Consider the following 23,415-nt stretch of genomic DNA (forward strand, 5'->3'; position numbering starts at 1 on the left):
ATCTCTGAAATATGAAAAGATATATCTTAATCCACCAAATGGAGGACTAGACTTATATCAAAAGGTAAGGGAATATATTAAATTTTATAACACCAAAAGAAGACATACTGAAATTGGAAAAGTACCCCCAAATCAAATATTTTATCAAAAACAAAGAGCCTCTTAATAATTAAAAAATATCTTTAAGCTGCCCTAACCGTAGGGAATATCGTAATATAACAGTTATTTAATTGAACTACAAATAAGAATACAGAAAATTAATTAAATATCATAAAAAATTACCCTAATTTGTTAGGCGCTTCAGTCTCTCTGTGACATTTATGAAAACATTCTTAACTTTATATAAAAAAAGGTAAGACCTTAAAAAAGTCTTACCCTTGATTATGAACTCGTTTAAACTTTTTTAGTTTTTTAAATTTTTTGAGAGCTATAACAAAGAAAGCCAAATAGTTAAATCCTTTCCAGCTTTCTAATGTTGTGTCAAAGCGGTTTAACAAAGACCTAAAACTATCGATCCATGCATTAGTGCGTTCTACTGTCGTTTATCGTATAAATCTTGGTCAAAGAACTCTTCTCTGTCTTACGTGTTTCCGTTACGTTTATTGAAACACACATTTGCATTAATATCTTTTTTATCACAAGCCTCTCTAAAGTTCTTTACATCGAAACCAGCATCGGCATTTAGAAATAAACCCTCGACTGGGATATCTGCTTCTTCGAGTGTGCCTGTAACCACCTTGAACTGCACTTCAATATCACGAAGGTGATTATGGTTACCGGATATGGGTTCGCTCATGACCAATGGCAGCCCCTGTCTATAGGTAAGATAGAGCGCATTGGTGGTTTTGCGTTTTTTCATGCCTTGATATTCAACTTCGGCACCACCTTTTATTGCAGGTGTATGGCTACCGTCCAGATCAACATTGGATAGGTCAAGCTCCTTTTTGTGGTGCTTTAAAGTATCTGATAAACACCATTTCCTGTAATGATAATATACAGCGTTCCAAGCTAGGATATGCCTTTCAAATAAGGCTTTAACCGGCAATTGATGCCATTGGACACCTGTCTTTAGTTTTGTAGAGAACAACATTGATAATCTCTGCCAAAGGAACTGTTGGCGGAAAACCTCGTTTTGGTTTTGGAATAAGCGGCACTATTTCCATTTCTATCGTATCTTTATCGATCACTTTGCGCATAATGAGTTGTTCTTGAATATTTTACGATTCACAACACAAATATCGACAACCCGTTTTTTATTTCTATAAGAAGTTTAAATCACTTCTATTTAAACTATAAAGCTATTTGATATAATGTAAATATTTTTCGTTATTGAAATCTTGATATCCTTTTCCAAAGGAGTTAAATACTTTAAGGAAGAATGTATTCTTTTAGTATTATACGAATGCATTCTAGTTTTAGTAAACTAACTACCTGCCGAAATGGAATTAAAATATACCAATTAAATAATGTAGCTTAAAAAATAAACTCAAAATAATTAGGAAATCTACTTCGATTAGTTGTTGAATAAAGCAGGAACCGTGTGATAAATCTCAAGAACTATTCTAAGACAAATCAAATAACTGAAATCATTATTTATATTAGTAAATAGATTTTTAATCTAGAAATAAATTGGCATAATTATTATGATTTAACTAGCCATAGACTACCACCAGAATCTATTAAGCTTGCTGGCATATGAGTTTCTACTTCCTTCATATGTGCATTAGCAAGGTATGAGTTAAAATACAAAATTTTAAAGTTCTTGTTGTATTGTAAAAAAGACCTTAGGATATATGCTTCGTTCCAAGCCCAGCCCATTTTTAGCCATTCTTGCGGATACTCAAAAGGCCAAAGTATATCATGAAAATGAACTATTACCCCTGGTTTTAGTCTTGGTAAAATATTGAAAATCAAATGACATACATCACTCCCAAACTTTGCAACGTGAGACGAATCAATAAATAGAATATCATTTTTTTCTAAGGATTCGAATACATTGAGGTCAACATCTTGAACTTTTTTTTCAATAACACTAACCGTTTTAAACTCTTCAGTATCCAGTAGTTGTAATAATCTATATTTTTGATAAGGCTCAATAAAGGTAAAGTTTACTTTGTTCTCTAAATATTTATCTTGAGTGTCTAGCATCAATGCTGAAGAAAAACCCGACCCAACTTCGATAATATTTTTAGGCTGGTAATGTCTAATCATTGCATGTAAAACGCAAGCATCACCGCACGTAAAATAACTATTATTTGAGAAATAGCGCCAATTCTTGCTTTTATTAAATGGAAGTGATGGATTGTTTTTATATTTTGAGAATTGGTTTAATAGATTTAGCTGTGCTTCTATGTTTAACTCAATACCATCAACGTGACGTACATCACTTTTTGAATTCGGGTAGATTTTTTTATAAAAATAACCAAAATCGTTTTTAGTAGCGCTTTTTACATCTGCTATATCCGGTATAGGAGAATGAAAATGCCCTGCTTCAAAAAAATTTGGTAATGTAGGATCATTGTTCATATCTATTAACTTGTCTTTTTCTAAAAATACTTCTTGTGTTGTTGATTTCATGATTTCTTACTTAATTTGCTTTACTTCTTCAAGAACTACTTCATTAATAGAAGCATCAAATATTTTTTCAAGAACTATTCTAGTTAATTGTTTCAAATTAGGACCTGAAGTAAACTCCATAGGTGATAACTCAATAGCTAGTTTTGCATTAATTGCTCTAATTAATTGTACCGATAGGATAGAATCAACTCCTAAAAAGTTTATTCCTTTATCAGATGGAATATTGCCTTTAGGCATCTTAAGAATTAAACTTAACTCCTCCGTTAAAATTTCCAACACAAAATCTTTTTGTTTTATGGAAGCCATACCCATCAAAGAATTCCAATTGGCAGATTGGTCATCATTTAACTGATTGTTAAAACCTACATTCTCTTTAATTAATTCTTCGAATAATGAAGATTTACTACTCTTGAAAGACTTTTCAAACACATCCCAATCCACATTAAAAAACCCTATTTGTGTTGGTTTTGTTCTTATGATTTCCTCAAGGGCTATTAGAACTTCTTCATTGGTAAAACTTTTAATTCCAGAATCCATGACCATTTCTTTTAAGCTTTGATCTCTTGAAATAACACCAGATTGTCCTAATATTCCTAAATTAACCGTCGTCGCTGGTAAGCCCAGGTTTTGTCTTAAATAAGCAAATGAATCTAGCATTGTATTTGCAATTACATAGTTGGCCTGTCCCAAGTGACCAATCAACGAGGATAAGCTAGAAAACATAACGAAAACATCCAAATCCAGTTTTTTACTTAGTGTATGCAAATTCATGGTTCCATCAACTTTTGGCTTAAGAACTTTTCTAAACCGATCATCATTCATATCCAATAAGAATCCGTCATCTAAAACCATGGCTCCATGAAAAATTCCAACTAAAGGAGGTAGTGTTTTTTCGATATCTAAAAATACTTGCGTCATACCTTCCATGTCCGCAACATCTACAGCATATACTTTTATATTTGCTCCTTTTTCACGTAATGTATTAATTCTTGCTCGCACTTTTGGATCTTTTTCTCCACTTCTACTTAATAATGAAAGATTTTCTACGCCTTTATCTACCATCCAATGCGCAATTTCTAATCCTAACCCTTTAGTACCTCCAGTAATAAGATAAGATTTATCTGTTTTGAAAAGGTCATTATTATGATTATCTATTTCAACGAATTGATCTTTAAAATTAATAACTGCTTTTCCTATGTAGTTACGTTCCTCAATCCAGGTGAAAGCATCAGAAACGTCTTTTGCATCGAACACTTTTGTCGGAAGGGGTGCTAACTTACCAGAGTCTATATAGGCTACTGTGTCTTTAAGCAATGTAGATATAATATCAGGCTTATCTTTACATAACTGATCTATATCAATGGAAATGAAAGATAGATTTTTGCTAAAGATTTTCATAGGTAAAGGAATGTCATCTATAGCACTTACTTTTCCTATTTCAAGATAGGTTCCATAAGGTTTCAAAATCTCTAAGCTTTGATAGAACATCTCGCCCGTAAGTGCACTCAAAATAACATCTACTCCTTCTCCATTAGTTATTTCAGAAATTTTGGTTGAAAAATCTAAATTTTTTGAACTAAAAACGTGTTCAACTCCTAAAGATTTTAAATAAGTCCTCTTTTCTTCGCTTCCAGCGGTTGCAAAAATTTCTGCTCCAACCATTTTCGCATAGTTAATAGCTGCTAAGCCAACCGCTCCAGTCGCATTATGAATCAAAACTTTTTCATTTCGCTGTAATCCAGCTTTATATTCTAAACAATAAATTGATGTTAAATAAGAGCTCATTATATGAGAGCCTGTTCCGTGTAAACTTTTTGGAGAGATAGCAATCAATTTTTCATTCACGGTAGTGTAAGACTTAAAAGTTCCTTTACTACAAGCAATTACCTTGTCGCCTACATTAAATTTAGAAACTCTTTTACCTATCTTAGTAATAATACCTTCACAATCGATACCTATTTGATCCTCGCTATTTGTTCCTTCAAACGCATCTGGTGAAATCTTATTGGTTACTTTTAAATAATCTTTAAAATTAATACTAGTATTCTCAATCAGTATTTCTACTTCATCATCCTTAGGATCTATTCTATTCGCTTTTTCAAAATGAAGATGCCCTAAGTCCGAAAATTCTGGAGCGACTAATTCAAGCGGAGTATCCTTAAAGCTTACTTTTTGTAATGATCTATCTTCATCGAGTTTCTGTCTTTTTCTCATGACCTTTTTGTATACTCGATTTTCTCTAACAGCAATTTCTTCAAAAGTTCTTTTATTGATATTTAATTGCGCCAAAGCAATCTTCCACGCTTCTTTCGAAATTGATGTATCTTGCGCTACTTTAAAATCAACCAGTCTGATTTTCCAATTTGGAAATTCATTACTCATTAATCTACCTAGACCAATTAAAACAGATGTTCCTAAATGTTGGATTTTATCTTCTTCACATATCGCTTGTCCACCTTGAGTAATAAGATTTAACGTCAGATTTTTAGAAAATTCTTTGGAAAGGTATTGAATGAGATTAAACAATGGGTTAATATGTTCTAGACATTCTTCAGTAGTTATAGCTTCATTTTGAAGACTCGATCTAGCCCCTGAGAAATAAATCAACTCCACACCTTTGCCGTCCTTGGCACCTATTAATTCTGAGATCGATGTCGAATTGTTCAGATTAATTTCGTAATGCATATCACCTAGCTCTCTTAGAGCTGTACCTGGTTGTAATACCAACACCTCCCCATTGAGTTGTTCTTTTAAAGATACACTACTTTCATAATTGTCGGTAATAATCAGATAAGTTTTAGCCTCATTTTGATCAAGTGTTACTTCGGTCTTTACATTTTCTTCTACCCAATTGACTTCATATAGAGAATTATCTGGAAATTCATCCGAGACAGCACTTTTAGTAGCAATTTCCTGACATTTTATATCCTCTATTGTAATGGCTACTTCTCCCTTTTCATTATAGATAATGATATCAGCTATCATCGCATTATAAGAAGTAGATTTTAATCGAGTATAACAAGTAAATTCTGTTCCTGGTTTAGAATAGCATATAATTCTACCCATAGATACTGGTACAACCGAAACCTCTTCGTTTTTATCAAAAACAATCATGGTTTGAAAACAAGAGTCTAATAATCCTGGGTGAATAAAATGCCCTTCATCGGATGTTTCGATAGCATCACAACCTTTTATTTTTGCAACGAGTTCTTTATCATTGTAATGAATTGTTTCGATGCCTCTAAAATATGGACCATATTGCAGTTTCGCCTTAGTTAATTTCTTATAAATCATATCTTTTGACATGATTAATTCCTTATTCTCATATAAAGACGCTACGTCTATTGTCGCTGGATTACTAGTGAATTTTCCGAAAATACATTTACCAGTAGCACGTTTAAACCAAGGTGTTTCTTCTCCCTTTTCTCTATTACTAATCTCAAACTTACTAGATATAGAGTTTAAGGATATATATAGGTGTTGAACTTCTTCATTATTTAAGGTAAGCATTTGATGAAATTTGATGTTTTCTAATCCAAAAACATCAGAATTTCCTGTTTCCTTTTGATGTAAAGCAATTGCAGCTGCTATGTATCCTGCTCCCGGAAAAACAACCTTATCCTGAACGATATGATCATCTATGAATGGAAAAAAGTGGTTACTCAATTCTGATCTATATGTTTTTAATGGTGAATCAACTTGATATGTTAAAAAACTATTTCCTTCTAATCCCAATTTCTCTAAGGAAGAGGCCTTGGATTCTACCCAATAATTCATCTTTTCCCAATTATACTTAGGAAGTGTAACTTGATTTAGTTTATCAACCCATCGATCCCATTTTAAAGAACATCCTAATGTGAATAACGATGAAAGATTCTCATAAAAATTAAGTTCTTCGGACTCCTTTTTATTTAATGTTTGCAAAAAATGAAATTCACTAGTATCTCCTGCGCTTTCAATCATGGAGTTTTTCAAAACAGGGTGTGGCCCTATTTCAATAAAAACTTTATAATCATCCTCCATTAAAATTTTAAAGGTCTTTGTAAATCGAACTGGTTCGCGAACATTTCTCCACCAATAATTATTATCTATATCTATTCCTGAAATTTTTGTTGCTGTCACTGTAGAATAGAGATCTATAGTAGTTTCTTTTCCTTCTAATGTATCTAGAGATTCTAGAAGTTCTTCTTTAATAGGCTCCATCATTGGACTATGATATGGAACCTCTACGTCTAACATTCTATGGAATACCTCCATAGATCTGAATTTTTCAGCTAACTCATCTAGACTCTTCTGATCTCCGGCTAGCGTGACGGCTTTATTACTATTTATTGCTGCAATTGAAACTCCTTTGTATTCTTTTAAAGTGGTTTCTAGTTCTTCTACATTAAGTCCAACAGCCAACATACCTCCAGTACCTGCGGTTGTATGCTGTAAACGACTTCTATGATAGCTTACCAATAATGCATCTTCTAGGGATAATGCCCCTGAAATATATAAAGAGGTAACTTCGCCAACACTATGTCCAACTACCGCATCAGCTTCGATACCATAGTGTTCTAATAATCTAGTTAAACCTACTTGCACTACAAAATTTGCCGTTTGTGCAATATTAGTCCGTGTTACCTTTGAAGTTTCTTCAGGTTTTCTAAGTTCTTCAAGAATTGACCAACCGGAAATTGACTTGAAACATTGATCACATTCTTTAATGGCATCTAGAAAAACAGGTTCTTTTTCCATAAGTTCTTTTCCCATTTTCCACCATTGTGGTCCCATACCTGTATATACGAAAGCAACTTTAGGTTTCTTATTCATAGCAGTACCTTCAGATACCCCTTTTACCGTTATATCTTCTTCAAATGCCTCTAGTTTATCTAATAAGTCCTCTTGAGATGTTGCAAATACAGCTAATCTATTAGAATGGAATGATCTCCTATGTAGGACATTACTTAATATTTCAGCAAAATTATCTTGATTGTTTTCAATATGATTTCTAAAATCAGCAACACGTTGAACTAAAGAATTTTTAGATTTCGCTGTTATTGGAAATAAAAAACTATTCTCCTTTTTTAGTTTGGCTTTTTCTTTTTTGTCCTCTTTAGCGATTTGTTTTAGCAGTACATGAGCGTTGGTACCTCCAAATCCAAACGAATTAATTGAAGCATACGACTCTTTTGCCTCTGGAAGCTGTTCCAGTGAGGTAGGGACTTTTAGTACACTATTCTCGTAATTTAGTTCAGGATTCGGAGTATTAAAATGCAAATTTGCGGGAACCTGATTTTTATGCAAACATAAAGCTGCTTTTATCAATCCTGCTACTCCTGCTCCAGCTTCTAAATGGCCTATATTAGACTTTACCGACCCTACAAATAATTTATCTTTTGGGTCTCGATTTTCGGACATTACCTCATTGATTGCTCCAAATTCTAATGGATCCCCTACTGGGGTACCGGTTCCATGTGCTTCAACATAATCAATATCTTTTGCATCAACTCCACATTCACTATATACTTGTCGCATCAATGCTACTTGCGAATCTCTATTTGGAACTGTTATTCCATTAGTTTGCCCATCCTGATTTACACCCGTACCGTTAATCAACGCATATATTCTATCACCATCTTTTACAGCTTGTTCATATGATTTCAAAACTATAACTCCTGCACCTTCTCCACGAACATACCCTCCGGCATCACTATCAAATGTTTTGCAGCGACCATGTTTTGCTAAAAATTTACCTTGGCTCATTAGTACAAAAGTCTGAGGAATTAACATAGCATTAACTCCACCTACTATAGCCATTTCCGATTCTCCGTTCCAAATACTTTGACATGCGTAATGTGCTGCTACCAAAGAAGAAGAACAAGCGGTATCTATAGTTATCGAAGGCCCTCTTAAATCAAAACAATATGATATTTTGTTTGATAACATTGTTAACGGTGACCCAAGAGAAGTATGGGAATTAACAATATGCTTATTTTCATGACTTGCTTTGGTAATGTAATTGTCTACTGTAAAACCACCAACAAAAACTCCCGTTTTAGAACCTTTCATGGTTTCCATGGTCATACCGCAATCTTCTATAGCTTCATATGCTACTTCTAATAGTAATGATTGTTGAGGATCCATGTCTTCTGCTTCCACAGGGGATACTCCAAAAAAAAGTGGATCAAAATTCTTAATTCCCTCTTTTAGAAATCCGCCTTGCATCATTCGCATCTTACCCGCTTTTTTCTCACTCGAGTCATAAAAACTTCTTTGATCCCATCTATCTTTAGGAACATCTACAATTGCATCCTTTTTATTTACCATCAAATCCCAAAACTTTTCTGGGGTAGATGCTTCACCTGGAAATCTGCATCCTATTCCCACAATTGCGATTGGCTTATTTTGTTTTTCCATAAATAATGTTTTTAATTTTGTTCTTTTATTGTATTTTGTTTTTTGAAGAGGCTTTTAAAACCCTTCAACTATTCTTACATGAATCTATAATGTCTATGAATCAAATTGGTGATAAAATACTAGAGTAAACCTGAAGAAAAAAGATTCCTCAACTCTAAAATTTAATGTATCCAAAAAATAATAATTACACTTAAAAACCTGTATTTAGCCCTTTGGTTATATGAACCCAAGACTTTTTTTTAATTATTTGTAGTTTTGGGCCACAGTTAAAGTAACCCACAGAAAGTATATAGAATTAGAATATTCTATAATTATTAAGCAATATGAATCTAAAAAAATTAATAGAAGATTTCTAAACTAAACTAGATTTATTGTAAGTACCTTTATCTAGTTTTATTCCATTATCTGATTCTTGATAGTCGTTAGATTTTTTAATATCCGAAAGCCTTCTCGAATATTTTCTTCCATTTAAAAATTTTCCAATAAATGTAGCTCTAACAACATAATGATAGGTAATAAAACAAATTGCCTTTGTTCCAACTAATACTGCTAGAAACTTTAATGTTGCAGGAATTGGCCAATCTAAAATAAAGCTTGGAATCAATATAGTTAATGAAAAATGGAATAAGTACACCCAATACTAAGCATCAGAAATATAACGCATTCTAGCAGAAAATTTACTCCCCGACCTAATAAATATCACTATAATTCCAAAATATAAGCAACCATGTAAACAGAGAACTTATTATAATTTTAATCTCGGAACTTAATACTTCTGAAAGCATTATACAAGTTAAAAATAAGATAAAACCTAAAATAACACTTACCCAATCTAAACGCACTATACATTGTAATAGGTGTTTTGATTTAAATAAAATCCAACCTACTATATAGAAAAAAGAATAGAAAATAAACGTGTCTACATCTGGAATTATAGAAAATGAAGTTTTAATCTGATCAATTCCTAAAACAAAATAAATGGCACTATTAAAAATTATAAAAATTACTACACGCACTATTGGTTTTTGAATAACCCAGCTAAAAGATTGAGATATTTTATTTGATAAATCTGGTAATCTCTTAAATATCAATGCTAATAACACAGATGAACTTGTTATTAAAATAAGATAATACAAAAATCAAAAATGAAATGTACCATTCGGAATAAAAATCATAGGATTAAAAAACTAGACAAAGCAGTTTCGAAGGCACTTTCATCACCCCCAAAAACTAGGGATGTATAGGACTCTACAAAAATAATTAATGGTGAAAAAAAATAAGAACAATAATAAATAGATATACTATTCTTGTAATCCTAATTTTTAATCATTATTAAAGTATTTCTTTCATAAAATAACATCAATCCGAAAAAACCTGCAACTATAAAAAATATAGGCACTTGGAAAGAATGTATAAATATTACAATTAGATCATTAGTAAGATGAACTGAATTTGGGTCTTTTAAATCCAAGAATTTCCATAATCAAGAGTTCCATAAGTAATAGCAGAATGTAACACTAGCCCTAATAACATCATTATAGCTCTTAAAGAATCTAGCTAATGGATTCTTTCTGTATTGCTTTGCCCTTGATTTATTAATATTTATAATTATTATTATCAGCATCCTTAATGAGTTGTGATATAAAAAGCATCTATTTTAGGATACGTATTCATTTAGGAAATACTTATTTTTTCATTGTAAATTAAATCTAGTTTGTGGTTTACATTAGAAATCAAAAATTTGAACATTCGTGATTTCTCCTTTGGCAGAAGGAAGAACATCTAATTAGTATTGGGTAATGGTTCTTAAAACTTTATAAATAATAAAAATAGGCAATGTTACTCAATCGTAATTGCATCTAAAGGATTTTCTTTTGAAGCAGACCATATTTTACCGCTGATAGTTGCCATTACTATGAAAAGAGTAATACCTATCACTGTCATAAAATCTAGTATCCCTACCTCTACGCTATTAGCACTTATTTTGGATATTTCTTGTATTAAAAAATAAGTTAATACAAGACTAGTAGATGCTGCTATTATATATAAAACAATATATTCTTTCAAAATAAGCCGAAACAATTCTTTTGTACTCGAACCCAGCACCTTACGAATTGCAATTGTCTTTTTTTGCATTTTTAAAGAAAATGATATCAAACTGTAGAGCCCTATTATGACCAATATGATCGATATTATTGAAAACAGAATAAATATTTTCATTACGTTTTCTAAGACAGACATATACCCTTTATCAAACCCATCTTCTAGAAACCCAAACTCTATTGGAATTTCTCTAAAATGAGCATTAAAAATTTCATTGACCTCCCTTTTCGTTTCTTGCCTATTAGTATCACTTATTTTGATACTTACCACTGTACTAGCTCTACTTTCAGAATTCATTGTAAGCATCATTGGAGGAATTTTCATAAGTAATGAAACTTGATCAAAATCTTTAACTACCCCAATAACCTTAAGATTTTCAAGTGTTTTTCCAATTGGATCTTCCCACCCCAAGAGGGATGCAGTAGTCTCATTAATCACACAAGAACTCTCTTTATCTGTCAAGTATTCCTTTGAAAACCACCTCCCTTTTAACAGGTGTATTTTAAATACATTGATAAATTCTTGATCCACACCATAGGTAGACAATTTAACTTTTTGTTGTGTACTGTTATCTCCCCAGTTTACTTCTTTTTCCTCACCAAATCCAAAAAAGGGTGCACATTCGGCCAATGAGTAATTCTCAATATTTGGATTCTGAAGCAAGGTATTTTTTATAACCTTAAGCTTCTCTAAATCTTGTTTTTCAGAAGTATATACCCAAGTCATCAATACGTTTTCCTTATTGAATCCAAGGTCTTTGTCATTTAAATAATTGATTTGTGAAATTGTTCTAAAAGAAAGAAAAATTAATGGTATTGTAATGAATAATTGAAAAAGTACAAGTCCCTTTCGCAAATACTTACGCCGTTTAATTGAAGTAGTCCCCTGGAGAAAAGAGCTAATTTTTAACGATGATAAATAAAATACTGGATACAAACCTCCCAAAATTCCAAAGAAAATACTAATGAGAAATACCTTTGAAAAGAAAAACAAACTACCTTGAAAAGCTAACGGGAGTTCTCTATCTACAATAGAACTAAAAACAGGTAAAATGAGTACAACCAACAATGCGGAAAGCAAAAGCGCCCCGATTACCATTAATAATGACTCTATAACAAATTGATATCTCAATTGAGTTTTTGAAATACCTAGAACCTTTTTTATTCCAATTTCTAGTTCTCGATTCGTTAGCTGTGCTGTAGTTAAGTTCACATAGTTCACAATAGTTACAAAAGCCGTAAAAAATGCCACTAGAAAGAATAAATAGATTACTACAATATTGTTTCTTAATCCCCCCATAGCGTCGTTTCTAACATCAGCTGTTTTTATATACACGTCGGTAATTGGTCTGAGACTCAGCGTGTGATCATTACCTTCTAAATAATCCACATGGGTAGATAAGAAGTTTCTTATTTTACCACTAAGTTCATTTTCTTTTACAGAATTCCCTAGTAAAACATAGGTGCTTGAATAGCTTTGATCCCAGCCTTTTTCCTTCTTTTCACCGTAGAGACCCTCGTAAGAGTTAAAGGAAATAATATAGTCCATGCTAATATGGGAGTCCTTAGGATAATCTTTAAAAACACCTGAAACCGTTAATTCATGTTTCTTATTTGTTCTCACGGTTTTTCCGATAGCTTCGCCTTCTGAGAATAATTTATTAGCTAGAGATTCGGACAACACAATACTCATAGGTCGTGTCAAAGCATTGTCTTGATTTCCATCGATAAACTCAAAACTGAACATTTCTAAAAAATTATTGTCTGCAATGACTCCTCTTTCTTTTGGGTATGATTTTTCTCCAATAGATAGAAAATTAATAGTAGTTCTTACACTTGAAGCATTAATAATCTCTGGAAAGGATGATGTTAGTTCCTCTGGTAATTCATAAGGTGTAGAATCAAAAGTTTGATTTTGAACATTATCGCTCACTGTTCTTTCTATTCTGAATAACCGAGCAGTATTTTCATTAAATGTATCATAGTTATCCTCATAATTTATATATAAAGACATTAAAATAATTGCAGTAAGACCGATTGAAGACCCTATTAAGTTAATAAGAAAAGATTTTTTATCCTTTCTTATCCGTCTCAATACGAGTAAAAAATTAAGTTTCAACATAATTCTAATTTTTTTATTAGCAATAAAGTTTGTTAATTAGTACTGTTCTGACAATGCCAGTAATTCTTTAGTTTGACTGGATATTTTTCCCATCTCCATTTTATAAATGTTGTCAGCTAGGTTAAAATACTTATCATCATGTGAAATAATAATTAATATTTTCCCTTCTTGCCTCATTTTTACTAATAACTCATTGTAAAAAAAGTCTCTAAATGCTGGATCTAAATCAGCAGCAACTTCATCGAAGAAATAAACAGGTCTATCTTCTAAATAAGATTTTAGAATAGCCAGACGTTTACGCTGTCCTTTGGATAAATCAATAGTACTAAATACTCCATCTTCGATTTTAACCTTATCTGACAATTGAAGTACTTCTAACCAATCATTGACCTGATCAAGTCGATCTTCATTAAGATCGTATAACTTTTGGAAAAGATAAAAATCACTATATATCACTGAGAAACACTCGCCTAAAGATTTATTGTCAATTTTAGAACCATTTACTAAAATATTTCCAGAGGTTGGCTTATAAAGGCCGATCAGTAATTTTAAAAAAGTCGTTTTACCACTTCCATTTCCTCCGACTATAAAAATTAACTCTCCCTCATTAGCCACAAAGTTTATTGGACCTACCCCATACGTTATACTTTCTTCCTCTTCACCGTAATTAAAGTAAACGTCTTCTACTTTAATACTTTGAACAAAAGGAATTTCTATCTTTTCTGAAATTTGATTGGAGACTAATTCTTCTGTTTCTGCATCCTTCAGAAAAGCCTTAATTCTATCTAGTGATACCTTAACATTTACTATTTGAGGTATTCCATTTAATATCATACTAACTGGTCCCCATAAAAATAAAACTGCTAATACAAAAGCTGTAATTACTTCTTTTTCCATGTCAAAAATCAAAGGAAAAAGTAAACAAGAAATTCCAATTGCAACAGAAAATGAAAGTTCTGAAACCAAACCTGCATCAATCCCAACATTAATAGATTTCTGACTGGCATTATAAGATTCCTTACTGGAATCCTCCATATCTTTTTGATATTTATCTCTCTTAATCTTATGCAAAACTAATTCTTTAAATCCGTGAATTAAACCTGAGATAAAATTTGAATACTTTTCTCTCTTCAACCTTGAGTTATTAGTTGCCTTTTTAATTTGTGGAGACATTAAAGTGAAAATTCCCATTATTAAAACTGTTATTCCCAAAAGTAATGATGCGCTAACCCAACTTATTGTAAACAGATAGACTTCCACTATTATTAAAGTTATCACATTAGTATATGTACCTATTATACCTTGAGAAAAAGAGAAAATAGAGCTAATATCATCATTAAGTATGGTATAGGTTTTACCATCTTTAATTTGCTCCTGCTTTCTATGAGGAATTTTAAAAATCTTACTTACTACTTGAACATTAAATTTATGCGCTGTTAAAATCCCAAAACGTACCGTTACCCTTTTACTGATTCTAGATGTAATTATATATATAAAAGTGGTTACAGCGAAAAAGCCCAAGAGGTAGTTCGCATTAAAATTCGCAGTAATAAACTTACTAATAATCATTACATTAAGAGCACTAGCTATCCCAGGAAATAAACTAAGAAATAATAGTTTTGGGCCGATATTGTAATATTCATCCTTATGTGGTAAGAAAATCGCACCTCTAGTAAAAGTATAAAAACTTAAAATAATTATTCCTAAAAATTTTAGTGCTTGCCGAGATTCTATATATTGTGATTTAGTCTCTAACCAAAAATCTTGATCGTAAAAAGCAATTGGGAAAAAGTAAAGGCTCGCCAATACTGGAGCTAAAACTAAAAAGCCTAAAAAATAATTATAAGCGTTTTTTAGGGAGAAGTTAATTTTTCTATCTTTTTTAAACGTTTGATAGCTTACTATTCCAAGGTAAAACACACCTATGAAGGCTATGATACTGGTGGATATGTACAATCCATTTGCGATATTTTCCATTTTATTATTTTATTTTAATTTTACACTTTTTGCGTTAAACTTTATTCTGGTTTTTAACTATTCTTAGTATCCTACTTAAGTTTCTATAAAACCATATAACGGAACTACTTTTTTTCCGCTTTATTTTTTCAACAAAAGAAATTTGGCAACAGAGACTCTCTCCTCATAAAAAACAGAATTAATAGGAGCACTAACTATATAAAAATTGCTAGTATTTAATTTTAAGGACTTGAAAAATCTATAATCTGAATATTATTTCTCCAATAGATATCGATACGTCGATCATAAATTCTATAATTTTCTCCTATTATGTATCAAGTAATACACCTGTATTGGTTTCCTTGGCTAAGTTTAAATAATGACCTGCAATGGCCATATCAAAAACTGCCATTCCCATAGGGTTAAACATGATTGGTTGTCCTTTATCCAAAGTATCTAAATAGCCGTGAAGTACATCCTGAATTGGTTTAACTTCATTTTTGGTTAATCTATGTACCTTATGAAACATTTCGATATCTGTATTTTCTCTACATACCTCATTCCAGTCATCTACAATAATACCTCCAGAAAACCATGGAAAAACATCTGTTTTATAATCTCTTAAGGAAACATTAAGATGTAGCGAAGATTCTTTTGGTTTCAAATTTATATAAGGTTCTTTTGATACGGTACATGTTATAAATATATCAGCATTGCCATAGGCTTCTTCCCAACTATTTACAATTGTAACTTTTTCTTGTAACGCTGCAGAAATTGTATCTATTGAAATACTTTTTAGATCGAATAACATCACTTCTTCAAGAGCATCACCGAGTAATTCACTACACATATCCAAGTGATATTGTCCTATCGGGCCAAAACCAATGATTCCCACTTTTACACGCTCATGTCTCTTTAACTCCATAAACTTTTTTATCATAAGCCCACTAACAGAAGCGGTACGAATAGCCGATATAGAACCACTATTTATTACACTTACAGGTTGCCCTGTTTCTACGTCATTTAATATAATTACACTATGGGCTCTGGCAATTCCTTTTTTAGTGTTTTCAGGAAAACTCGCTATCCATTTAATACCTGATCTATTAATCTTACCTCCAACAAAAGCGGGCATGGCGATAATTCTATTTTTACGATTCCCATACCGTAAATAAGGTTTAATTGGTTGGGCAATATCTTTTGCCTTTATACATTGGGTTGCGGATGCAATTGCTCTGATATTTTGTTCCCAATTAAGGGTTATATCCTTTATGTTTTTATCTCCTAAGTATATCATTTTCAAATATTTAACAGCACGTTATTAATTATTTATACCGCTAATGGTTGGGCATAATGACGATTCAAATTGTATTCCTTAACCATTTCACCCCATTGATCGTTATAAATAGTGGTTATATATCGTTCTCCACTATCTGCAAAAACGCACATAATATTAACCTGTGAATCCACTTTATTTTCTTTGAAGTATTTTTTAATTCCCGCATATACCGAACCAGAAGATCCACCTGCATATAAATTATGTTTTTCTAATAATTCGTGACAGGAATCTATTGTTTCATCCTCATTCACATAAACAACGTCATCGATTACGGCATTTTCTAGTATTTTGGGTTTCATACTAGATCCTATCCCTGGTATAAATCGTTTATACGCTTTACCTCCAAATATGATGGATCCTTCAACATCTACTGCAACAATTTTTGCCTTTGGATAGTTTTCTCGTACTCTTTGGGATACTCCAGTAATTGTTCCTCCAGAACTTATACCCATGAATAAATAATCTATTTTTTGTCTTGGAGCTTCTAAACAGATTTCTATTCCTAAAGAGTTATAATAAGCCTGAGCATTTAATGGATTTGCATATTGATTAATCCAATACACATTCTCAGTGCTTTCTATTATTTCCTTTACCTTTTTTATCCTATTCATTAGATATCCCCCGTGATCATCTGGTTCTGTGATACGAATAACTTCTGCTCCCTGAAGACGTATCAGCATCTCATTAACGGGTAAGGTTGTTTTGTCTATTACACAAATAAATTTAAGCCCATATAATTTGGCATAGGCAGAAAGCGCTACTCCAAAATTCCCAGAAGATGATTCTACTAATGTGGTATCTTTATTGATCGTATTCTCATTTAGTAAACGACTTATAATATAACGTGCTGCTCTATCTTTTACACTTCCTGTTGGATTGTAAAATTCTAATTTTGCAAAAACATTTAAATTAGGTTCATTAGTTACTGGAAGTGAAACCACAGGAGTATTTCCTACTTTATTTAAGATATTGTTTACCATGATTTTTAGTATTTTTATTACTCTTATTATTTCCTTACAATAAGAACTAAAAAATGTTTTAACTTTGTAACAGGTATTTTAATTTTTGGTAATTTATTTTAGAGTGTTATCAACTTTTATTTCCTCAAAGAAGTACTTTTGAATTGATTGGATATCTTAAAGCAAATGAATACTAAAAAGTGTAATTTTTTGAAAAGAATATTCCTATTCCCAGAAACTATATCCATAAACCTCTTTCTTGCTATTACCATTAAAGTTTTATGGGAAATTTTTTAGATTTTAATTACTATGTTAGCCTGATCCCAAACATCATCTAATCTGCAAAGCATATTTTTTTAATATACATTGATTCTCTTAAAATCCTTATACTTCAACCAATATCTCCTTTTCTATTTCTTTTGATTTTATTCTATTTTCTGTGACCATTTGCCCATCAAACAAATTAATAATTCTATCCGCATATTTCGAGTCCCTCTCAGAATGTGTTACCATTATTATGGTAGCACCATCTTTATTAAGTTCGCTTAATAAATTCATTACTTCTATTCCATTTTTAGAATCAAGATTTCCAGTAGGTTCATCGGCTAAAATCAAATTTGGATTCGTCACCACAGCTCTTGAAATAGCCACACGTTGCTGTTGCCCACCTGATAGTTGTTTAGGGAAATGTTTTGCTCTGTGCGCAATGTCCATTCTCTCTAAAACTTCTTGAACACGTAACTTTCTTTCTTTATTATTTACTTTTAGATAAATCAAAGGTAGCTCGACATTCTCAGCAACTGTAAGCTCGTCAATCAAATTGAATTTTTGAAATATAAAACCGATATTGCTTTTTCTCAATTCAGCAAGTTGTTTTTCATTGTAACCACCTACCTCTTCTCCGTTAAATTGATAACTCCCATTCGTTGAGCCATCCAACATACCTATAATATTTAGTAAAGTCGATTTACCACATCCTGACGGCCCCATTATGGCAGTAAACTCACCTTTTTTTACTTCAAAACTAATATTATTTAGTGCCAAGGTTTCTACTTCTTCTGTTCTAAAACTTTTATTTAAATTTTGAATCTTAATCATTTTGATAGATTTTATTTGTTAATTAAAAATGACTTCACTTTTATTAATCAAGCCTTTTGTTATTTCACTTTCTACTTCTTAAAAACAAAAGCATTATTCACATATGATACTTTTTCATCAAGTAATATTGTCTTTTTTACTTCAGTTATTTTACAAGTAGGGTTCGCACAAGAGTTACAATGGCAACCTGTATTTTTATTTTTATTTTTCATCGAGTACCGCTTCATTTGAATATATTAACAATTCTTTTTCGGCAAATAAACGTTCTGCAATTATTCCTCTGTTACTACAATCAGCAATTAGTTTATTTGATTCAATTATAGGATTAGACTCATCTGTATAAGCCACATCTAGAATATGTCTTATCCACGGTTCTTCTCCCATTGCATAAACATAGACTTCTTTTGGTTTAAAAATATTTACCAATCCAATACCTTCTGAATAATTACATCCTCTTCCTCTACGTGAATAATCTTTATCTCTATCTGGCGTTTCAGGAAATAATGGACCATACACCCATGATGAAGGTGCTCCATCGCATTCCATTCCTAAGAACAAGACATCAACCTCTCCATATAATTCGTGTACTTTTTCATAAAGTTTTGGCTCTATGTTACACGAATCTGCTACTGAGAGAATTGAAGAATCATTATAATTAATTAAATAGCATATCTTACTCTGAATAAACAGGTCATGATGTTCACCTAAGAATGGGATTCCTGTTATTTTTCCTCCTGGAAATTTAATCTCTCCGAATTCTTCAATTTCGCTAACATTATCAAAACCTAGATTCTCAAATAAAAGTTTTAAAGATGGATCTTGTATGGTTCCTTTTACATTTGCACCTACTATTATATTATCTACTTTATGTCTAATTTGTAACATTGTTTCAATTAGCACGTGATCATGATGACTATGCGTAATAAGTACATAATCAATTTTTTCAGGTAAATCCTCATAGGTATATCTGGATATATCGGATTCATAGGTATAGCTTAGTACAGGATCAAACAAAAAGGAAACACCACCAGTCTCTACAAGTATACAAGCATGTCCAAAATATCTGATTCTCATATTATCCCCGGTATACTCTTGATACTCATTAGGCTTTTCTTCAGTAAAAAATGATTTAAAAAGTTCAGAATTATTTATTTCAACACCTAATGATTCTTTAATGTAGTCTAAAGTTTGAGGCTTTTTTTTCATTTTAAACAATTCATCTAACCCTTTATTGGCAAATGGAATATTAAGTTTTAACGTATCCTCGTTTTCTAACCTTGGTGTAGAAAATATGAATGGTCGATCAGCATCTTTTTCTATCGTTGAGATAGCGATAGATTGAGAGGAAGTATCATAAAAATCACTTTTATACAATAAGCCCTCAAAAAACCGAAAAGAAGGATTATGATTCATATCGTAAACTAACTCTACATGTCCCTTAAGAACTTCAGGTACTTTTTCATATAAAGGTTCCATAGAATATCCCTTAGCCTCTGTTTCTAGCATCTTATACAAATCCTTAATTGCTTTTGCAAATTCTATGTTACTTTCACAATCTTTTTGAGTTTGCGAAATAAGTTGTTTCACTTCTTGTACTTTTTCACCATTTAAATCGATAAAAGGTCCTCCTCTAAAAGCTGGATTATTTACTGCCGAGGCATGTATTTCTGGTGCACTTATATAAGAGTCCATCATTGGTAAATGTCTGTGTACAATATTTAAAGCCCCTTGTACTGGTGGGATGATTTGTATCCATGCATACCAATCATTAATTAAAGGTTCTATTTGTATATTTTGCTTTAAATAATATAATTTGTCACTCATAATGGTTATATTTTAAATTGAAAAGTGATGCTTGAACACTTAATTATTTTCTCAACAACTTCCTCTTCATCAGATTTTTTAAAAATTTTTGTATTCTAATTATGAATTATCATTCCCATTTTTTTAAGTATAGCTTCGCAAAAAAACAAACTTTCTTAGTTCAATGGAATATCTGCCGTACCAATTATAAAAGGGAATACTTCTCCTGTCATCTTATTTTTTGTAATAATATCATCTATCATTTTAAAGAAGATATCTTCTACAATAATTATTTTAATATGATTCGCTCTGAGTCACCAAAACTGTCATAGTTACTTGTAATTACTTTGTCGCCAGATTGTAATCCTTCCAAAACTTCATAATATCTGGAATTCTGTTTTCCGATACGAATATTTCGTTTGATTGCTTCATCATTGTTTGTACCAACTACAAAAATCCATTGTCCCCCCGTACTTTGAAAAAAGCCTCCTTTAGGAAGAAGAACAGCATCTGAAGATTCTCCCAATTGTAATTTTATATTATAGCTTTGTCCAGTTCTTATAGTCACTGGTTTGCTGCCTGTAAAAACGAGATCTACTTTAAACTTTCCATCACGTACCTCGGGGTATACTTTTCTCAGGCGAAGAGGGAAATCATTTCCATTACGTTCTAAGGTGGCAGTCAAGTCTAATTGCACCCGGTCAATATAATGTTCATCAATTGTAGCTTCTATTTTATAATCAGTCAACACATTAATTTGTCCGATACGTTGACCGGCAGAGATACTTTGACCGATCTCTGCATCCAGAAAACCAAGCTGTCCATCTGCAGGAGCTCTAACGTTCAAGTGATCCAGCCGTTGATAGACCATACCTAATGTTTTTTGCATTCTGGCTAAATCACCATCTAACCCTCTTAGGGATGTTTTTCGTAAATCATTATCATTTTCTGTTTGTAATTTTATGATGTCGTGCTGTTTTTGAGCTAGCTCATAGTTTTCTTTAGAGAGTAAGTAAGCTTCTTTAGAAATTAATTCTTCTTTATAAAGCTCCTGATTTTGTTCAAAATTACGTTTTAGCCTCTGGAGATCCGTACTTGCGGTTGCTAGTGATCTTCTTCCTTCTACCTGCCTGGAGTCAAACGTTAATTTTGTAGAACGCAGATCATTCTGCTTTAAGGCTAAATTACTTTCACTGGCTAAAATCTGCTCGTAGAGATTCATATTTTCCAGTTTTAGAATAATATCTCCTTTTTTTACCGTTGCACCTTCCTCTATCAACTTATCACTTACCCTACCTCCTTCATATGCATCCATAAAAATGGTTGTAATAGGAGCCACGTTACCACTAATTGTAATATAGTCATCAAATTTGCCTTGTGTAACTTCAGCAATTGATAGTTTATCTTTCTCTACTCTAAAACTTGAAATCCCAGCTGCAAAAACCAACTGATACCCTGTAAAAAGTAATAGTAAGCCAAGGGCGATATAGCCGTAGTGCTTTATTTGTAATCCTTTTTTCTTTTCGATTTTAGTATCCATAATCTTTAAAAGTTATAATCTGTAATTCTCATTATCTATTTCAATAGTCTATTACCAACCATCTCAGGCTTCCCGTAAACATTTCCAATTTTAATCTGATAAACTGTATACTATTTAACAGAAGCATTCGCATCCATATTAAAAACAGGTAAACCTCTATAAAAATCAAGTGTGCTTTTGTTTACCTCCAAACTCAGCCGAACCATTAAATTCTGATTCTGAGCAGTAGCAAAGAGATTCTTTGTTGTAAAGAGATCAATTGAATTGATGAGCCCTTTTTCATAGCGTTTTTGTGCAATGGTAAAAGCTAAACTCTGCGATTCCATAGCTTTTTTTGTTTGTATATATTCTATTTGTAGTGCTTCATATTGTTGTACTATATCCTGAATAGTTTCATAAAGCTCTTGCTCCTGTATAGCTAAATCATTTTCAGCACGTAATTGAGCTATTTTTTGTTGTTTTATACTGGATCTGGAAGACCAACCATTACTTATAGGAATACTCAATGACAATCCTATGAATTGAAAAGAATTATCTCTAAACTGATCTCTATAAGGAATAATAACACCTAAGCTATCTGTTATCGTTTCGTAGTATCCAGTTCCATACCCAGTAAACAAAGAGAGAGTAGGATAAAGCTTACCGCGCTCTACTGCTAATTGTTTCTTTGCTGCCTCTTCTCTAAATTTACCAGCTTTGATGATTGGCATGAAATCTTTTGCTTTATCAAAAATTGAATCTGACCTTATTTCAAAAGTCTCTGGGTTTGTTATTTCTTTGGATGTGTTAACCTCCACAGAAATATCTATAGTACCTTTCAGGTTCATTTCTTGAGTCAATATTAGTTTTGCAGCTTTCAATTGATTATCTGCCTGAGTAACACTTAACTTATCCGTCAATAAAATTGATTCTGCTTCATACAAATCTGCACCCGCCATAAGCCCTAGCTCTATTTGCTTCTTGACTAAATCATAATTAGTTTGTGAGATACTCTCTTGCTCCTTAGCAATAGTTAAAGATCCTTCAAAAAATTGTATATCATAAAATGCTTGCATGACTCTAAAAGCCAATAAAAATTTTTGTTGTAAAGTTTCTTCTTCAGTGGCTTTATATATGAATTTTGAAGCCTTAATGCCATTTAACTTCTGGAATCCTTGAAACAAATCCAGAGAAGCTTCTAAAGAGTATGTATTTGTAAAAAATTCTGTGTCTGAGATACTATTATCATTGGGATCTACAGATCTACCAAAACGAATTCCATAATCTGAAAACGCCGTCACAGAGGGCAACAAATTTCTAAAGGATTGTCTATACGTTTCTCGGCTCGACTCTGTATTGTATTTAAAATCATTGAGCTGAAGATTATGTTCTAAGGCATAGCTTACACAGTCATCCAGAGTCCAGGTTTCTTGCGAAAACATGGACTTTGAAAAAAAACATAATAATATGATTAGTAATATTTCAAAATTATTTTTCATAATTCTTATAGCGATAAGCTTTAATTTTCAATTGGATGC

Annotated in this window: 11 protein-coding genes and 1 pseudogene; 1 reads left to right on the forward strand and 11 read right to left on the reverse strand. The window is 32.0% G+C overall.

Going from position 1 to position 23,415, the window contains the following annotated elements; genetic code table 11:
• Positions 1–4: 4 nt before the first annotated feature.
• Positions 5–166 carry a hypothetical protein gene (locus ABD816_RS22290; RefSeq protein ID WP_486303647.1) on the forward strand — a complete coding sequence of 54 codons (162 nt, stop codon included), beginning with the start codon at positions 5–7 and terminating at the stop codon, positions 164–166.
• 205 nt (positions 167–371) lie between these two features.
• Here the strand turns inward: ABD816_RS22290 and ABD816_RS07910 are convergent.
• The 11 genes and pseudogenes from ABD816_RS07910 to ABD816_RS07960 all read right to left on the reverse strand — a co-directional run bounded on the left by ABD816_RS07910 (position 372) and on the right by ABD816_RS07960 (position 23,319).
• A pseudogene (locus ABD816_RS07910) lies at positions 372–1,196 on the reverse strand (transposase).
• 445 nt (positions 1,197–1,641) lie between these two features.
• Complete coding sequence (locus ABD816_RS07915; protein ID WP_344926221.1) at positions 1,642–2,577, reverse strand: class I SAM-dependent methyltransferase; 936 nt, start codon at positions 2,575–2,577, stop codon at positions 1,642–1,644.
• Positions 2,578–2,583: 6 nt separating this feature from the next.
• Positions 2,584–8,979, reverse strand: coding sequence for an SDR family NAD(P)-dependent oxidoreductase (locus tag ABD816_RS07920; protein ID WP_344926223.1), 6,396 nt, complete (start codon positions 8,977–8,979; stop codon positions 2,584–2,586).
• 1,839 nt (positions 8,980–10,818) lie between these two features.
• Entirely contained in the window at positions 10,819–13,203 is a 2,385-nt protein-coding gene (locus ABD816_RS07925; RefSeq protein WP_344926225.1) for an ABC transporter permease, read from the reverse strand.
• 36 nt (positions 13,204–13,239) lie between these two features.
• Complete coding sequence (locus ABD816_RS07930; protein WP_344926228.1) at positions 13,240–15,180, reverse strand: cyclic peptide export ABC transporter; 1,941 nt, start codon at positions 15,178–15,180, stop codon at positions 13,240–13,242.
• 307 nt (positions 15,181–15,487) lie between these two features.
• Positions 15,488–16,456 (reverse strand): 2,3-diaminopropionate biosynthesis protein SbnB, encoded by a 969-nt coding sequence (locus ABD816_RS07935; protein ID WP_344926229.1) that lies wholly within the window; start codon positions 16,454–16,456, stop codon positions 15,488–15,490.
• A gap of 32 nt (positions 16,457–16,488) precedes the next feature.
• Positions 16,489–17,478 carry a 2,3-diaminopropionate biosynthesis protein SbnA gene (gene sbnA / locus ABD816_RS07940; protein WP_344926230.1) on the reverse strand — a complete coding sequence of 330 codons (990 nt, stop codon included), beginning with the start codon at positions 17,476–17,478 and terminating at the stop codon, positions 16,489–16,491.
• A gap of 363 nt (positions 17,479–17,841) precedes the next feature.
• Positions 17,842–18,555 (reverse strand): ABC transporter ATP-binding protein, encoded by a 714-nt coding sequence (locus tag ABD816_RS07945; RefSeq protein ID WP_344926232.1) that lies wholly within the window; start codon positions 18,553–18,555, stop codon positions 17,842–17,844.
• Positions 18,556–18,756: 201 nt separating this feature from the next.
• Positions 18,757–20,379, reverse strand: a complete 1,623-nt coding sequence (locus ABD816_RS07950; RefSeq protein ID WP_344926234.1) for an MBL fold metallo-hydrolase — start codon at positions 20,377–20,379, stop codon at positions 18,757–18,759.
• A 268-nt stretch (positions 20,380–20,647) separates the two neighbouring features.
• Positions 20,648–21,898, reverse strand: coding sequence for an efflux RND transporter periplasmic adaptor subunit (locus ABD816_RS07955; protein WP_344926236.1), 1,251 nt, complete (start codon positions 21,896–21,898; stop codon positions 20,648–20,650).
• A gap of 110 nt (positions 21,899–22,008) precedes the next feature.
• Entirely contained in the window at positions 22,009–23,319 is a 1,311-nt protein-coding gene (locus ABD816_RS07960) for a TolC family protein (protein ID WP_344926238.1), read from the reverse strand.
• Positions 23,320–23,415 lie beyond the last annotated feature (96 nt).

The sequence above is a fragment of the Aquimarina addita genome, assembly GCF_039539305.1.
Taxonomy (GTDB): Bacteria; Bacteroidota; Bacteroidia; order Flavobacteriales; family Flavobacteriaceae; genus Aquimarina; species Aquimarina addita.

Excerpts from the sequence above, each read along its gene's own strand:
- ABD816_RS07930 (WP_344926228.1), bottom strand. The coding sequence starts at position 15,180 with ATGGAAAATATCGCAAATGGATTGTACATATCCACCAGTATCATAGCC.
- ABD816_RS07915 (WP_344926221.1), bottom strand. The coding sequence starts at position 2,577 with ATGAAATCAACAACACAAGAAGTATTTTTAGAAAAAGACAAGTTAATA.
- ABD816_RS07925 (WP_344926225.1), bottom strand. The coding sequence starts at position 13,203 with ATGTTGAAACTTAATTTTTTACTCGTATTGAGACGGATAAGAAAGGAT.
- ABD816_RS07960 (WP_344926238.1), bottom strand. The coding sequence starts at position 23,319 with ATGTTTTCGCAAGAAACCTGGACTCTGGATGACTGTGTAAGCTATGCC.
- ABD816_RS07920 (WP_344926223.1), bottom strand. The coding sequence starts at position 8,979 with ATGGAAAAACAAAATAAGCCAATCGCAATTGTGGGAATAGGATGCAGA.
- ABD816_RS07955 (WP_344926236.1), bottom strand. The coding sequence starts at position 21,898 with ATGGATACTAAAATCGAAAAGAAAAAAGGATTACAAATAAAGCACTAC.
- ABD816_RS07945 (WP_344926232.1), bottom strand. The coding sequence starts at position 18,555 with ATGATTAAGATTCAAAATTTAAATAAAAGTTTTAGAACAGAAGAAGTA.
- ABD816_RS07950 (WP_344926234.1), bottom strand. The coding sequence starts at position 20,379 with ATGAGTGACAAATTATATTATTTAAAGCAAAATATACAAATAGAACCT.
- sbnA (WP_344926230.1), bottom strand. The coding sequence starts at position 17,478 with ATGGTAAACAATATCTTAAATAAAGTAGGAAATACTCCTGTGGTTTCA.
- ABD816_RS07935 (WP_344926229.1), bottom strand. The coding sequence starts at position 16,456 with ATGATATACTTAGGAGATAAAAACATAAAGGATATAACCCTTAATTGG.